The sequence below is a fragment of the Aeromonas allosaccharophila genome (assembly GCF_000819685.1).
Lineage (GTDB): Bacteria > Pseudomonadota > Gammaproteobacteria > Enterobacterales > Aeromonadaceae > Aeromonas > Aeromonas allosaccharophila.
On sequence record NZ_CDBR01000083.1, the window covers coordinates 23,551 to 38,070 of the forward strand.

Genomic DNA, 14,520 nt, shown 5'->3' on the forward strand with positions numbered 1-14,520 from the left:
TTGGCGGCAACGATCTCTCCCTTACTCTATCAGAGCCAGTGCACCTGATAACCCGGCTCAGGGCAGTGAACCGAAATCATCCGCCTGCGGATTGTAAAGGTAGGGGCGATAGTCAAAACCCGCCTTGAGTAGCAGCGGGTTGCCGAGCCGGAAGATCTGGCGAGCCCCCAGATTGGCGAACACCAGCGAGGACTGGAAGTGGTGACGCCAGAGCCGCTTGAGGGAACCATCCTGCCAGGCCAGTTGCAGACCGCGCACAAGACGCTCGCGCTCCTGAACATAGTGGGCATTGCTGTAGAACACGTGGATCAGCGGATAGAAGAGGGCCAGATGGCGATCGATCGTCAACCCGGCCACCTTGCCCTGATGAGATTGCCACTCCGGCAGGATCTCGTTGGCCCCACGGCAGAAGAGGTCGATGCGCCCGCGCGCCACCATGCGAAACAGCGACTCGTAGTTATCCACCTCATGCACGGTCAATCCGCCGTGGCGCAGGATCACCGCATCCTGCCAGCCGGTGCCCGCCCCCAGAGTGAAGTGGCGCAACTGATCTAGGGTGTTCACCCGCACCAGCTCGGCAGCGCGATCCGAGCCGACGAAACAGACCCGATAGCCGAGGATCCCCATATCGATCGGGAACGGGATCGATGCCACCTGATCCGCCGCGCCCTGACCCGCCACAGCTTCCCCCTGATAGGGCCAGCTGTCGACAATAAACAGGGCGTTTTCGCCCTGCTCCTGCACCTCGATCCGCATCCGCGCCTTGTTCATCGGCAAGGAGTCCAGCAACTCGTAATCGCCATATTCGGGGCGGGTCTTCTCCAGCGCCAGCTGCATCACCTCACGGTAATAACGCATCCGCATATCCTGACTGTTTTCAGGACTGAGCAGCGTAAAACGGGTGGCAGCCAGCAAGGCAGAGGGGAAGGATACACAGAGGCAGAGCAACAGAAGTCGATAGATCATGGCTGAACTCATACAACGGGGTTCACCCAGTATAGACTGGCTCTCCCCCCGTTGAGGGCGGGCCAGTTGCGGCTTGCGCGCCCGATCACAGGTGGTGCAATCCGGGCCACCACCGGCCCGGAGCGCGGGATCATGCCGAGCCCGGCACTACTCTTCGCCGATGGGAGCGGCGATCCACTTCATCAGCGTCAGCATATCCTGCGGCGCCACCCCGACCGAGAGGCCGCGCTTGCCGCCACTCACCAGGATCTCGTCAAACTGCAGCGCCGACTCGTCGAGCACGGTAGGCAACAGCTTCTTCTGGGCCAGCGGGCTGATGCCACCCACCTTGTAACCGGTCAGCTTCTCCGCCTCCGCCGGTTTCATCATCTCCACCTTCTTGAGGCCGGTCGCCTTGGCCAGCTGTTTCAGGCTGCACATACCGGATGAGGGAACGATGGCCACCACCGCCTGCTTGTCGTGATGGGCGACCAGGGTCTTGAACACCTGCGCCTCCGGCAGCCCGAGCTGGGTCGCGGCATGCTTGCCGAAATCGTCGTGGGCTTCGCACTCGTAGGGGTAGAGCTTGTGGGGAATTTTGAGCTTCTTCAGCAGGTTGATGGCAGGAGTCATGATGGTTGCCTTGAATCGAATCGCATAAAAACAAGGCCAAACAGTCTGCGCCTCACTCTGGGGTGATGCAAGGGGGGATGCAAGTCGCAAGGGCGATTGACTGGCCGCCAGCCATGCACGCTGGCGGCGGCCGACCAGAAAACTTGACCAAACTGAGCCCAAACGGGTATTGCTTTAACCCTTTGACGCAGCCACGACCCCATACCGCAGGAGCCCATATGCAACTAACCCCACCCCGAACGCCGCAAGACGATGAGTTCGCAACCCTGTGCAATGGCCTGTTCAAGAAAGGTATGCAATTGATACCGAAGGAAGATCGCACTAAAGTAACAGAAAAACACCGGCCTCAGGCCGGTGTCTAGTGACAATTAGATCTGTACAGCCTTTCAACACATAATTTTGACAGAGCCTTAATCATCAGCCTCCGTCAGGGCAAACGTACGCACAAGCCACATTGTGAGGGCGTGGGCAGTTGTGGCCATACCGCCGGAAATGGAAGAGCGTCTGGTGCCGGGACACAAGGAGGTAGGCCCCATCAAATGAAAGGCAATCCTTTCAGGGCCGCTGTCAGCATCAAATCATCAGAAGCGGTAGCCAACACCCACCATAAAGGCCATCGGGTCGATATGCGTTTTGAAGGTACCAACACCATCAACTTTCACATCGGTATCGATATCCATAATCCAGGCAGAGCCGTTTACAAACCAGCGATCAGTAACAGCCATATCGATACCAACCTGACCAGCCAACCCCCAAGAATCATCAAGGCTAATATTCGCACCATCAAGTGCTCCCACCCCCTTCTCATCAAAGAAGGTGGTGTAGTTCACACCCACACCAACATATGGACGAACCTTGCTCTGGGCATCGCCAAAATAGTACTGAGCCATCAATGTTGGAGGCAGATGCTTAACCTTGGCAATCTCACCAAGATCGCGAGTGCTCACTCGATGGGAGAAGGGGGTTGCAGCCAGCAACTCAACACCCCAGTTGTCGGTGATCATATAACCGAGGGTCAGGCCAAGCTGTTGATTGCTGTTAATCTCGAATTCACCGGTACCCAATACGTCATCGCTGCTCTCTTGGGGAGACACTACAGCCAAACCACCACGAACCAGAATATCGCCAGCCTGGTGGGCCATGGCGAAAGGAGAGGTCACTGCAGCGGCAATCATCAGAGGAAGTAACTTTTTCATCACGTAATCCCTTTTTTTGTTTTCATTTGATGCTGTAAGCCCGCTGACTATATGCCCTTGTAAATGCAAAGTTATTGACCTGAAGCAAAAGTTGCACAGAAATAAATCGATTGCTGTGACATCTTTGCGCACCATCCCAATCTTGTCGTTCCCCCAGATAACACGCCGCCATGCCCATTCCTGGATACCTGCGCCGCCCGCACCCAACGCCAAAAGAGGTATACCAATGATACCTTTCAGCCGTACTGGACAACGATTAATTGTTGTTAAGATGAGCAAATCAGCGTATTTTTGCGCCACGCAAGTTATTGGGAGGTAATGGTTTATTTATGAAGAATGAGTCGAGATGGCAAAAGGTGGGGGCCTTTCTCGCGGCCGTGTGGGGAATCGGATCCTTTCTCTTTATCCTGCTCGGTTTTATTGTCGCGCTGGCCTATCTGGTCCTGGTAAAACACGGTTAATCAAGGCTTGCAGATGAGTATTGTGTGAGAACCGCCCCTTCGACAAGCTGTTCCGGAGTCTGGCCCATCACATCGCGAGGAGACGGGGAACCGCCATACCCGCACCACCGATTGCGCCCTCCCAACTTGGCCTGATAGAGCGCCATATCAGCCAGCTTGAAACTGTGGCTCCAGAATGAATCCGGACATTCAGGATGCAACGGATAGCGACAGTACCCCAACGACACCGTCAACCATAGCGGCCTGTCTTCGAAACCAAAGCGGTGCTGGGCAACACGCAGCCTGAGGTATTCGGCTCGCAACGCCAACTCCTGTTCGTTATCCACCTGCAACAACAGTAAAAACTCCTCTCCCCCCAGTCGGATAATCGGTTCTGATTCACTCACCACCAGCTTGCGCAGCAGTTCAGCCAGTTGCTTCAACACCAGATCCCCGATGTCATGACCAAATCGATCATTTATCCGTTTGAAATGATCGAGATCCAGCAGCAACAGCAAACAAGGCTTGGCTCCGTTAGCCTGCAACCAGCCATCCAGATAGCGGCGATTGAAGCAACGGGTCAAGGGATCGGTGAACGCCGCCATCTCCATCTGACAGGATCGCTCCAGCAACGCATCGTGTTGCTGGTTTACCTTGCTAGCCATCTCCCTGAACTTGCCACTCAAGGTCGCCATTTCGGCACTGCTGTCGATAAACGGGATCAAATTGACATCTGGCCGATCGCCAAAACGCTGCAACGCCGACACCAGCTGTTGCAACGGGGTAAGCACAATACTGTTGAGTCGGTACATGGCGATCATGATGCAGACAAAACTGATAAACAGCATGCCCACAAAGGTCCAGAGCGCCCCCTCCAGCACACTGCCCAATACTTTGCGCTCCTCCTCAATGACCAGCGTCAACACCGGCAGGTTATCGCTGTTGAGCAGCCGCACCTCTCCCCTCAGCCGATCCAGCCCCAGGTCAATCAGGCGATAGGTCATTTGCGATTTCAACGGTTTGAAGGAGGTGGTGACATCCAGATTGGTATGGGAGATCGCCAGTGGCAGCTCGGTTCGCTCCGATACCTGCTCGAGATAAGCGGTGTCGAGCCAACGCATCACCAGCAAAAAACCGTTGAACGGCGCAGAGCCGTCACTGTTTCTGATCGGCTGCCAGGAGTACATCAGTGGTCCCCACTGGGAGGCTCGGATGCCATGCAGGTTGGCCCCACCCTGCGCCATAGACTGCTCTTTGAGCTGTTTTTTCAGCTCGTCGAGGAAATAGGGAAACTGATCAGGATTGATCCCGGGCGCATCGGGAAGCAGGGTGCGCGTCCAGATTTCGTGCCCCCCGAGATCCATAAAGCTCATCAGGTTGAGGCTGAAATCCCGCATTGGCATGTCGTTGAACAGATTGGATTCGATGTACATCCTGTTTCTGTTGCCTATAAAGCGGTGGCTATCATCCCAGATGCCCCAATCCCGACTGAATGCATCCAGAGCTGCGACATCGGACTGCACCACCCGACTTACTCGCAGCAGGTGATCCTTCATGCGCTGCTCTTCAATCCGGCTGGCCGCCGGGATCTGGGCCCAGGCCAGCAGGAACAATAGCAGCAGGATAGCCCCCAGCCAGATGGGGAACATGGAGTAAGCCAACTGATGATCAATCGTGCGCGGAGCCTGAGCCATAACCCGATATATCCATTACCATGATGCCGTGATACCCAGCCTGCCCGCATTACACGAGCCGCACCTGCAGGCTCCCGATTTTCATAGTAAAGAGGGGCCAAAGGCCCCCCGATTATAACGGTTTATCTGGTCAATAGCGGTCGCAAAAAACGAGCTGTATGAGACTCTTTATGGCCGCAGATCTCCTCTGGCGTCCCCGTCACCAAAATTCGGCCGCCACCGGCGCCCCCCTCCGGCCCCAGATCGACGATCCAGTCGGCAGTTTTCACCACGTCCAGGTTGTGCTCGATGATGACGATGGTATTACCGCGATCCCGCAACTGGTGCAGTACCTTGAGCAGTTGCTGGATGTCGTGGAAGTGCAACCCGGTAGTCGGCTCGTCCAGAATATAGAGGGTCTGACCGGTATCCCGCTTGGAGAGCTCCCGCGCCAGCTTGACCCGCTGCGCCTCGCCGCCAGAGAGAGTGGTCGCTGACTGACCAAGGCGAATGTAAGAGAGGCCCACATCCATCAGGGTTTGCAACTTGCGCGCCACTGCCGGCACCGGATCGAAGAACTCGCGGGCATCTTCCACTGTCATGTCGAGGATCTCGTGGATGTTCTTGCCCTTGTATTTCACCTCCAGGGTCTCGCGGTTATAGCGCTTGCCCTTGCAGACGTCGCAAGGCACGTAGACATCCGGCAGGAAGTGCATCTCCACCTTGATGACCCCATCCCCCTGACACGCCTCGCAGCGACCGCCCTTGACGTTGAAGGAGAAACGGCCCGGCAGGTAACCGCGAGAGCGCGCCTCCTGGGTGCCGGAGAGCAGCTCGCGGATCGGGGTAAACAGACCGGTGTAGGTGGCCGGGTTGGAGCGCGGCGTACGGCCGATGGGGCTCTGGTCGATATCCACCACCTTGTCCAGATGCTCCAGCCCCTCGACGCTGCGATAGGGCGCAGGCGTAGACTCGGTCGCCTTGTTCAGTTCACGGTGAGCGATACGGAACAGGGTGTCGTTGATCAGGGTGGACTTGCCGGAGCCGGAGACGCCGGTGACGCAGGTCATCACCCCGATCGGCAGATCCAGGTTGACGTTACGCAGGTTGTTGCCGCTCGCCCCCTTGAGTTTCAACCACTTGCCGGTGAGTGGCGTGCGCTCGGCCGGGATGGCGATCTGCTTGCGGCCAGAGAGGTAGTCACCGGTCAGCGATTCCGGATTGTCGATAATCTGTTGGGGGGTGCCCTGCGCAACAATCTCTCCACCGTGCACGCCAGCCCCCGGGCCGATATCGAGCACGTGGTCAGCGAGGCGAATGGCATCCTCGTCGTGCTCCACCACGATGACGGTGTTGCCGAGATCGCGCAGATGGGTGAGAGTCTTGAGCAGCCGCTCATTGTCGCGCTGGTGCAGGCCGATGGAAGGCTCATCGAGCACATACATCACCCCTACCAGACCGGCACCGATCTGGCTCGCCAGCCGGATCCGCTGGGCTTCACCACCGGAGAGGGTCTCGGCGCTGCGCGACAGGCTCAGGTAGTTGAGGCCGACGTTCACCAGGAAGCCGAGTCGCTCGACGATCTCTTTCAGGATCTTCTCGGCAATCTGGGCTCGCTGGCCGGTCAGGTTCAACCCTTCAAAGAAGGCGAGCGCATCGCCGATAGACTGCTCGGCGATGGCGGGCAGGTTGCGGTTGTCGACGAAGACATGACGCGCCTCTTCCCGCAGTCGGCTGCCACCGCAGCTGGTACAGGATTTGTTGGCGATGTATTTGGAGAGCTCTTCGCGCACCGAGTTGGACTCGGTTTCCCGGTAGCGCCGCTCCATGTTGTGCAGGATCCCCTCGAACGGGTGCTTGCGCACCACTACATCGCCGCGATCGTTCATATAACGGAACTCGATCTCGGTGCGGCCAGAACCACGCAGGATCACCTCCTGGGTCTTCGGCGGCAGATCTTCCCACGGCGTATCCAGATCGAACTTGTAGTGCTCGGAGAGGGATTTCAGCATCTGGAAGTAATAGAAGCTGCGCTTGTCCCAGCCACGGATGGCGCCGTTGGCCAGGCTGATGGCAGGATCGCCGATCACCTTGGCCGGATCGAAATATTGCTGCACCCCGAGGCCGTCACAAGTCGGGCAGGCACCGGCCGGGTTGTTGAAGGAGAAGATGCGCGGCTCCAGCTCCGACATGGAGTAGCCGCACTCCGGGCAGGCGAAGTTGGCGGAGAAGGTCATGGGGGCAGCCCCCTCCTCTCCATCCATCGGCACGACCTGCACGATGCCACCGGAGAGGGTCAGCGCCGTCTCGAACGATTCGGCCAGCCGCAACGCCAGGTCATCGCGCACCTTGAAGCGATCCACCACCACCTCGATGGTGTGCTTCTTGTGCAGCTCCAGCGCGGGCGGGTCTGAGAGATCGCACACCTCGCCATCGATGCGGGCACGGATGTAACCCTGGGCCGCCAGATTCTCCAGCAGCTTGGCGTGTTCCCCCTTGCGATCACGCACCACCGGGGCCAGCAGCATCAGCTTGGCGCCTTCGGGCTGGGCCAGCACCTGATCCACCATCTGGCTGATGGTCTGGGCGGCGAGCGGAATGGCATGGGTCGGGCAGCGCGGCTCACCGACCCGGGCAAACAGCAGACGCAGGTAGTCGTAGATTTCGGTGATGGTGCCGACGGTCGAGCGCGGGTTGTGGGAAGTAGACTTCTGCTCGATGGAAATAGCGGGCGAGAGCCCCTCGATATGGTCTACATCCGGCTTCTCCATCAGGGAGAGGAACTGGCGGGCATAGGCGGAGAGGGACTCCACGTAGCGGCGCTGCCCCTCGGCATAGAGGGTATCGAACGCCAGAGAGGATTTGCCCGAACCGGAGAGGCCGGTGACCACGATCAGCTTGTCGCGGGGCAGGGTCAGATTGATGTTCTTGAGGTTATGGGTGCGAGCACCCCGGACCACGATCTTTTCCATCTTGTTGCACGCTCGATACAGAAACCTGAGCGAGTCAGTATGGCATAGAGACTACTGGATGAATAGACAGGCATTATCTATCGCCATTATCCTTTTTCACTATGAACAAAAGTGCCGTCATCCCCTGACCAAGCAGGGGGCCCCACCCTCAATCCATGCCAGCAACCGCTCGCCCACGGAGTGATCAACTGTTACTATTGGGGGCTAAACGTGAGCCAGGTAATGGATAAACATCAGCCTGATTGCTGCAACGGATATAGAAAAACTATGTTGTTCAATATGATAACAACATGGGGAAAGATAAAAGCGCGGTAACTCATTTGGTTGGCCCAGGCTTTCAGTCTGGCCGGAATATAAAGGTGGAAGAGAGATTATGGCCAGTCGAGGCATCAATAAAGTCATTCTGATCGGTAACCTCGGGCAAGACCCGGAAGTACGCTACATGCCGAGTGGCGGTGCTGTGACCAACATTACTCTGGCTACCTCTGAAACCTGGCGCGACAAACAGACCGGTGAGCAGAAAGAGCGTACCGAATGGCACCGTGTTGTCTTCATGGGCAAACTGGCCGAAGTGGCTGGCGAGTACCTGAAGAAGGGCTCCCAGGTCTATGTCGAAGGCAAACTGCAAACCCGCAAATGGCAAGATCAGAGCGGCCAGGAGCGTTACACCACTGAAGTGCTGGTCGACAGCTTCACTGGCGTGATGCAGATGCTGGGTGGCCGTCCACAAGGCGGTCAGGGTATGGGCCAGAACATGGGTGGCCAATCCCAGGGTAACTGGGGTCAGCCGCAGCAGAGCATGCCTGCCCAGCAGCCGATGAACCAGCAGCGCCCGGCGCCGGCTCCGCAGCAAAACATGCAGCCGCAAGGCGGTTATGGCCGTCCGGCCCAGCAGCCACAATCTGCGCCGCCGGTATATAACGAACCACCGATGGATTTCGACGACGATATCCCGTTCTAAGAACAGACATATTAAAAAGACCCTGATAAAACAGGGTCTTTTTAATTCAAGCCGAGCACCTCTACCAGCAGGGAAGAGTATTCTATTAGTGACGGCCCATATTCAGCCATGAACCGGCGCCACAGGAGCACTTGATGAAAGGTGCGATGAAACCGATTGCCCGGATGCTGCTATTGCTGGCGATTTTTCTCCCCGGACAACTACTGGCACAACCGCTCAAGGTAGGGGTCAGCTTTGCCATCCCTCCTTATGTCATCGAAGGCGATAACCGCGGCATCGAACTGGATCTGTTGAAAGAGGCGTTCGCCGGTAGCGACTATGAGCCCAGCTTTGAATATCTGCCGCTGGAGCGCACCTTCCGCCTGTTCGAATCAGGCAAGCTGGATGCCATCATCAACGTCAGACCCGGCATGGTTGATCCCCTCTTTCTGACCCGCCCCGTCATTACCTTCCATAACCGGATCTTCAGCCTGCGCACTACCCATATCAGTACCCTGGACGATCTGCATTCAAAACGAGTCACCGCCTTTCAACGGGCAAGGATCATTCTGGGGGGCGAGTTTGCCACCATGGCCAACCAGAATCCTCACTATGAGGAGGTGGCCAAGCAGCAGGGACAGGTGCACCAGCTGATGCGCGGCAGGGTCGATGCGGTGGTACTGGAAGAGCGGGTGTTCTACTACTATCTGGACCAGCTGATCGCCACGGCGCAGGCTGGCGAACGCTACGAGCACAACCAGGTCAGTCAAGCGGACCTCTTCCCACCCACTGTCTATCACTTCGCCTTTCGCTCGGCTGATGCCCTCAAGTTGTTCAACGCTCGTCTCGAGGCAATGAAAAAGGATGGCAGCTATCAGCGAATTTTCGAGGTGTACGGCGCCAAGCCCTAGACATTCATCAGTTCAAGACGACAGCCCCGAACCCGGAAACATAAAAGCCAGCCCATTACAGGCTGGCTTTGTACTGGCTCCGAAGGAACAGCAGTAAAGGAGCGTTACTTCATTGCGCTGCCGTTTTTCAGATCTGCTTTCTGACGTTTGGCTTCGCGTTTCTCTTTCAGTGACATCTGCGGTTTTTTCTTGGCATCTTTGCCGTTGTGATGTTCTTTGTTACTCATCATCAAACTCCAAAAATGTTACCCAGACAGTTGGTTCCTCATGGGAGCCAGCATGCCATCCGAATCATCAACTTCAGTACGCTTGGTGGGATGGTGCAAGACCATCACCAGACCCAGCATACCCTCCAGCGGCATCCGGATCCAGCCTCATTCTCGCCCAAAAAATGCAGTGCTCAGCCCCCGGAACACTGACGCCACACAACCTCGACAGGAAAGACCGAAAAAGAGTAATTCGCATTATTAAATGTTGTCATGCTTATATTAACGCATCACTTTCGAGATATTTTTATGGATAAATATAAACTCCACCCATTATTTATTGCCGTTCAAGCCGTCACCATTTTCATAAGCATTCGCAATATCACCAGAAACATCAGGTTACAACACCGAATAGGTTATTTCCGGTCAGCCGGATATAATGCGCGCCGCACCGAAATATCCGTTTTTATTCAGGAAGCTGTGACATGAACAGAAAAACCAGAGCCGCCATGGTGTCGGTCTGCTCCAATATCAGTCTGATTATCATGAAGGTCGTAGCCGGTTTCGCCAGTGGCTCGGTCAGTATCATCTCGGAGGCCATCCACTCCGCGATGGATCTGGTCGCCGCCCTTATCGCCCTGTTCGCAGTAAAAAAATCCGATCTCCCGCCCGATGAGCGTCACCCCTATGGCCACGACAAGATTGAAAATGTCTCCGGCGTCATCGAAGCACTGCTTATCTTGCTGGCCGCAGGCTGGATCATCTTCGAAGCCGTCGACAAGCTAATAGCTCCCAGCCCCATCGAGAGCATTGGCTGGGGCGTACTGGTGATGGTGATCTCGGCGCTGGTCAACAGCGGGGTATCGGCTTACCTATATAAAGTCGCCAGAGAGGAGGAGTCGGTCGCGTTGGCTGCCGATGCGCTCCATCTCAAGGCTGACGTGCTCACCTCCGCCGGGGTAGCCGCCGGTCTTGGCGGCATCTGGCTGGCCGGTCTGTTCGGCCACTCCCTCGCCCTCCTCGACCCGCTGGTCGCCATTGCGGTCGCCATCTTTATTGTCAGAGAGGCGATCAGCATGCTCAACGAGGCCTTCCAACCGCTGATCGACCAGAGCATGAGCCCGGAAGAGCTGGCAATGACCAGCCGCATCATCACCGAATGCTGTCCCGCCGCCAGCGGTTTTCACGATCTGCGCAGTCGTCGTGCCGGTCGCCGCCGCCATATCGACTTTCACCTCACCTTGCCCCCGCAGATGAGCATCGGCGAAGCCCACGACATCTGTGATCGCATCGAACACGCCATCATGCAACAACTGCCCCACGCCATCGTGCTGATCCACGTCGAGCCGGAGGAGCAAGGAGTGCCATCCCCCCTCGCCATAAACTGAAATGTGGCAAACAGGTGGGAAAGTGGCAGCGAAATAACGGAGATCTGGCACAAACCCGCATTTTTGCGGCCTAAATGCCGATTGCATAAGAAGTGATCGGCACAACTGTGTTAGGGTATCTAACCCCCCTGCCGCAGGAGCGCGCCGTGAAAAAGCTGGAAATGAAAGATCTGACCGAGGCTGAAAAAGCCGAGATAGCCTTGTTATTGCAAAAGGCACAAGCCAATGCAGACCACCAGCTGAGCAACGGAGAGCGGAACAAGATCCGCGAAGAGGGTCGCCTGAAAATTGTCGCCGACCGCGCCGAAGCGGCCAAGGTAGCCTCCAAGCTGGCCCGCGAGAAAGCCAAAGAACGCGCCAAAAATCAGGTACTGCCAGAAACCTTCAGCTGGATCGACTCGGTCAGCAACAAGTTTCGCAGCAAGCGCTGACCCCCAGCTTCCAAAACGCCCGCTCGCACTTGGTGCCAGCGGGCGTTTGCATTTCTGGCCTGCGCACGATGAATCCGATTTGCTCTTGTTAACTGGTTCGCTGCTCTGGCGTTAATCCTGGCGTCAAATGGTTGCTTGGCATGACGGGCTCGACACCCAAGCAAACAGACGCCACCAGCCATCGCTACCCTTTCATTTTTTTCATATTTTTTGCCAGAACTGGCTACATAGTCAGGACAAAAAAGCCAAACCCGGCTTTCTACAGGGTAAGGCGAATCCTTGCTGATTTCGCTATGCAGTTGAAATGCATCATGTTTACTATAAAAGATGAGATTTTCGGATGTTACAAAACATTAATATTGAGATAAAGTTTGCTTTAAAAATGAGAGCGTGTTTTAATCTTTCTCGATGGTTCGGCAGTTCAGACCTGATTATGTTAGGCAGTCATTTTAGTAAAGCAGTGATTAGCATAAGCGTTATCCTCGGATAATTCTTATCAAATAATTCTCCTTCTTTAGTGCTCCCCATACGTATTGCTGACGAAAAATCAAAAATTGCCATCCAGGTGGCATTCAACACTATTTAAGGAAATCATTATGTCTAACAAAATGACTGGTACCGTTAAGTTCTTCAACGCTGAGAAAGGTTTTGGTTTCATCTCCCCGGCTGACGGCAGCAAAGACGTGTTCGTACACTTCTCCGCTATCCAGTCCACCAGCTTCAAAACCCTGGACGAAGGTCAGCGCGTTGAGTTCACCATCGAGCAAGGCCAGAAAGGCCCGGCTGCTGCCAACGTAGTTGGTCTGTAATTCAAGCCTGAGCATGCCGCTGATGGCTCACGCCAATCGCTGACAGCTCTGCAAGAATTAAAAAAACCCGCCTAGGCGGGTTTTTTGTTGTTCCCCACTTTTTTCCTCACGGTTCTCCCACCGCCCGACCATTTGATCCCTGCCTTACAAACTCTCACCACTTGAGTCTGACAAAGAGCTCCAAGTGAGCTCAAAATGTAAAATAGTGACGAAAAAGTCAGGTTATCCGCTGTATTTGCCACGAATTCTTGCTATTTTGCGCGCCACAAAAGCAAACGATTTCCTTCACACTTTCAGGATAAGTTATGGCAAAGCAAGATATGGCCGCCAATCGAGCACAGGGCGGCTTTTTGGACTCTTATTTTTCCATTTCTGCGCGCGGCAGTAGTGTGCGCCAGGAGCTGTTGGCCGGTTTGACCACCTTCCTGGCCATGGTCTACAGCATCATAGTGGTGCCGAACATGCTGGGTGCCGCCGGTTTTGAGCAGGGCCCCGTCTTCGTGGCAACCTGTTTGATCGCCGCCTTCGGCTCCCTGCTGATGGGTCTGTGGGCCAAGCTGCCGATGGCCATCGGTTGCGCCATCTCCCTCACCGCCTTTACCGCGTTCAGTCTGGTACTGGGTCAGGGACTGAGCATTCCGGTCGCGCTGGGCGCCATCTTCCTGATGGGTGTGCTGTTTACCCTGATCAGCGTCACCGGCGTGCGCCAGTGGATCCTGGATAACCTGCCCTCCGGCATCGCTCACGGCACCGGCATCGGTATCGGTCTGTTCCTGCTGCTGATCGCCACCAACGGCGTTGGCATGGTGATCAAGAACGAAGGGGCCGGTCTGCCGGTTCAGCTGGGTGAAGTGACCTCCTTCCCGGTCATCATGACGGTGCTGGGTCTGGCTGCCATATTCGGTCTGGAGCGTCGCAAGGTGCCGGGCGGCATCCTGATGGTAATTATCGCCATATCCATCCTCGGCCTTATCTTCGATCCGAAAGTGACCTGGCAGGGCTTCTTCGCCATGCCGAGCCTGACTGGCGAGAAAGGTTCGCTGGTAGGCAGCATGGATCTGCTGGGCGCCCTCAATCCGGTAGTGATTCCGACCGTGCTGGCGCTGGTGATGACCGCCGTGTTTGACGCCACCGGCACCATCCGTGCCGTGGCCGGTCAGGCGGGCCTTATCAACGAACGTGGCCATATCATCAGCGGCGGCAAGGCCCTGACTGCCGACTCCGTCAGCAGCATGGTGGCTGGCGTGGTGGGTGGTGCTCCGGCGGCCGTCTACATCGAATCCGCCGCAGGTACCGCTGCCGGTGGCAAGACCGGCCTGACCGCTGCGCTGGTCGGCGTGCTGTTCCTGCTGATGATCTTCCTCTCCCCGCTGAGTTATCTGGTGCCGGCTTACGCCACCGCACCGGCCCTGATGTACGTCGGTCTGCTGATGCTGGGCAACGTCACCAAGCTGGACTTCAGCGACTCGGTCGATGCCCTCGCCGGCATGCTGTGCGCCGTTTTCATCGTACTGACCTGCAACATCGTGACCGGCATCATGCTGGGCTTCGTGGCACTGGTCGTTGGCCGCATCTTCGCTGCCGAGTGGAAGAAGCTGAACGTCGGCACCGTCATCATCGCCCTGGCGCTGGTGGTCTTCTATGCCGGTGGCTGGGCCATCTAACCCGTCCGGTTATTCCGGTTGTTGCGAAGGGCCCTGCGGGGCCCTTTTTCATGGCGCTGTCCCAATTACGTGTTGAAGGGCTAAGCTTGAAGTAGGCCATCACCTTGAGGTCTACCATCATGGATACCCCAGCCTTTCAACACCTGTTGTCCCTCTTTCCCCAGTTAACACTGCGCCAGCGCCGTGTTGCTCAGCAAGAGCTCACTGCACCCCACACCATTACCTCGCTCAATACTCAGTTACCGGCATGCAGTGGCTGCCCATATTGTCAGGCCGATGTCACCCAGCTGGCACCTTGGGGATGGAGTCGGG

The 14,520-nt window shown here is 56.4% G+C and carries 12 protein-coding genes and 1 pseudogene; 7 read left to right on the forward strand and 6 right to left on the reverse strand.

Annotation, left to right across the window (positions count from 1 at the left end):
* Window positions 1-57: 57 nt before the first annotated feature.
* The 5 genes from BN1115_RS14470 to uvrA form a co-directional block, all read right to left on the reverse strand.
* Window positions 58-966 (reverse strand): type 2 periplasmic-binding domain-containing protein, encoded by a 909-nt coding sequence (locus tag BN1115_RS14470; RefSeq protein WP_042657703.1) that lies wholly within the window; start codon window positions 964-966, stop codon window positions 58-60.
* Window positions 967-1,113: 147 nt separating this feature from the next.
* Window positions 1,114-1,578 carry a Cys-tRNA(Pro) deacylase gene (gene ybaK / locus BN1115_RS14475; protein ID WP_005336092.1) on the reverse strand — a complete coding sequence of 155 codons (465 nt, stop codon included), beginning with the start codon at window positions 1,576-1,578 and terminating at the stop codon, window positions 1,114-1,116.
* A 581-nt stretch (window positions 1,579-2,159) separates the two neighbouring features.
* Complete coding sequence (gene ompW, locus BN1115_RS14480; RefSeq protein ID WP_042657704.1) at window positions 2,160-2,774, reverse strand: outer membrane protein OmpW; 615 nt, start codon at window positions 2,772-2,774, stop codon at window positions 2,160-2,162.
* Between the two features lie 457 nt (window positions 2,775-3,231).
* Entirely contained in the window at window positions 3,232-4,908 is a 1,677-nt protein-coding gene (locus BN1115_RS14485; protein ID WP_042657705.1) for a sensor domain-containing diguanylate cyclase, read from the reverse strand.
* 122 nt (window positions 4,909-5,030) lie between these two features.
* Window positions 5,031-7,859 (reverse strand): excinuclease ABC subunit UvrA, encoded by a 2,829-nt coding sequence (uvrA, locus tag BN1115_RS14490; protein WP_042657706.1) that lies wholly within the window; start codon window positions 7,857-7,859, stop codon window positions 5,031-5,033.
* A 373-nt stretch (window positions 7,860-8,232) separates the two neighbouring features.
* On the opposite strand from uvrA, the gene BN1115_RS14495 reads away from it, so the two are divergent.
* Window positions 8,233-8,820: a single-stranded DNA-binding protein gene (locus tag BN1115_RS14495; RefSeq protein ID WP_005340181.1), complete on the forward strand. Its 588-nt coding sequence runs from the start codon at window positions 8,233-8,235 to the stop codon at window positions 8,818-8,820.
* A 134-nt stretch (window positions 8,821-8,954) separates the two neighbouring features.
* Complete coding sequence (locus BN1115_RS14500; RefSeq protein ID WP_128821708.1) at window positions 8,955-9,710, forward strand: substrate-binding periplasmic protein; 756 nt, start codon at window positions 8,955-8,957, stop codon at window positions 9,708-9,710.
* A 104-nt stretch (window positions 9,711-9,814) separates the two neighbouring features.
* Here the strand turns inward: BN1115_RS14500 and BN1115_RS22895 are convergent, their stop codons facing one another.
* Entirely contained in the window at window positions 9,815-9,937 is a 123-nt protein-coding gene (locus tag BN1115_RS22895) for a hypothetical protein (RefSeq protein WP_111809286.1), read from the reverse strand.
* Between the two features lie 464 nt (window positions 9,938-10,401).
* On the opposite strand from BN1115_RS22895, the gene BN1115_RS14505 reads away from it, so the two are divergent.
* From BN1115_RS14505 to BN1115_RS21790, 5 genes and pseudogenes are all read left to right on the forward strand, one after another.
* Window positions 10,402-11,304, forward strand: a complete 903-nt coding sequence (locus BN1115_RS14505; RefSeq protein ID WP_042657707.1) for a cation diffusion facilitator family transporter — start codon at window positions 10,402-10,404, stop codon at window positions 11,302-11,304.
* A gap of 146 nt (window positions 11,305-11,450) precedes the next feature.
* Window positions 11,451-11,735: a DUF3811 domain-containing protein gene (gene yjbD / locus BN1115_RS14510; RefSeq protein ID WP_042657708.1), complete on the forward strand. Its 285-nt coding sequence runs from the start codon at window positions 11,451-11,453 to the stop codon at window positions 11,733-11,735.
* Between the two features lie 596 nt (window positions 11,736-12,331).
* Window positions 12,332-12,544 (forward strand): transcription antiterminator/RNA stability regulator CspE, encoded by a 213-nt coding sequence (gene cspE / locus BN1115_RS14520; protein ID WP_005316548.1) that lies wholly within the window; start codon window positions 12,332-12,334, stop codon window positions 12,542-12,544.
* A gap of 305 nt (window positions 12,545-12,849) precedes the next feature.
* A complete protein-coding gene (locus BN1115_RS14525) occupies window positions 12,850-14,208 on the forward strand; it encodes an NCS2 family permease (RefSeq protein ID WP_042657710.1) in 1,359 nt (452 codons plus the stop codon).
* A 119-nt stretch (window positions 14,209-14,327) separates the two neighbouring features.
* Window positions 14,328-14,520 (forward strand): annotated as a pseudogene (locus BN1115_RS21790) (IS1595 family transposase); the annotation flags it as partial.

Excerpts from the sequence above, each read along its gene's own strand:
- BN1115_RS14470 (WP_042657703.1), bottom strand. The coding sequence starts at position 966 with ATGATCTATCGACTTCTGTTGCTCTGCCTCTGTGTATCCTTCCCCTCT.
- ybaK (WP_005336092.1), bottom strand. The coding sequence starts at position 1,578 with ATGACTCCTGCCATCAACCTGCTGAAGAAGCTCAAAATTCCCCACAAG.
- ompW (WP_042657704.1), bottom strand. The coding sequence starts at position 2,774 with ATGAAAAAGTTACTTCCTCTGATGATTGCCGCTGCAGTGACCTCTCCT.
- BN1115_RS14485 (WP_042657705.1), bottom strand. The coding sequence starts at position 4,908 with ATGGCTCAGGCTCCGCGCACGATTGATCATCAGTTGGCTTACTCCATG.
- uvrA (WP_042657706.1), bottom strand. The coding sequence starts at position 7,859 with ATGGAAAAGATCGTGGTCCGGGGTGCTCGCACCCATAACCTCAAGAAC.
- BN1115_RS14495 (WP_005340181.1), top strand. The coding sequence starts at position 8,233 with ATGGCCAGTCGAGGCATCAATAAAGTCATTCTGATCGGTAACCTCGGG.
- BN1115_RS14500 (WP_128821708.1), top strand. The coding sequence starts at position 8,955 with ATGAAAGGTGCGATGAAACCGATTGCCCGGATGCTGCTATTGCTGGCG.
- BN1115_RS22895 (WP_111809286.1), bottom strand. The coding sequence starts at position 9,937 with ATGAGTAACAAAGAACATCACAACGGCAAAGATGCCAAGAAAAAACCG.
- BN1115_RS14505 (WP_042657707.1), top strand. The coding sequence starts at position 10,402 with ATGAACAGAAAAACCAGAGCCGCCATGGTGTCGGTCTGCTCCAATATC.
- cspE (WP_005316548.1), top strand. The coding sequence starts at position 12,332 with ATGTCTAACAAAATGACTGGTACCGTTAAGTTCTTCAACGCTGAGAAA.
- BN1115_RS14525 (WP_042657710.1), top strand. The coding sequence starts at position 12,850 with ATGGCAAAGCAAGATATGGCCGCCAATCGAGCACAGGGCGGCTTTTTG.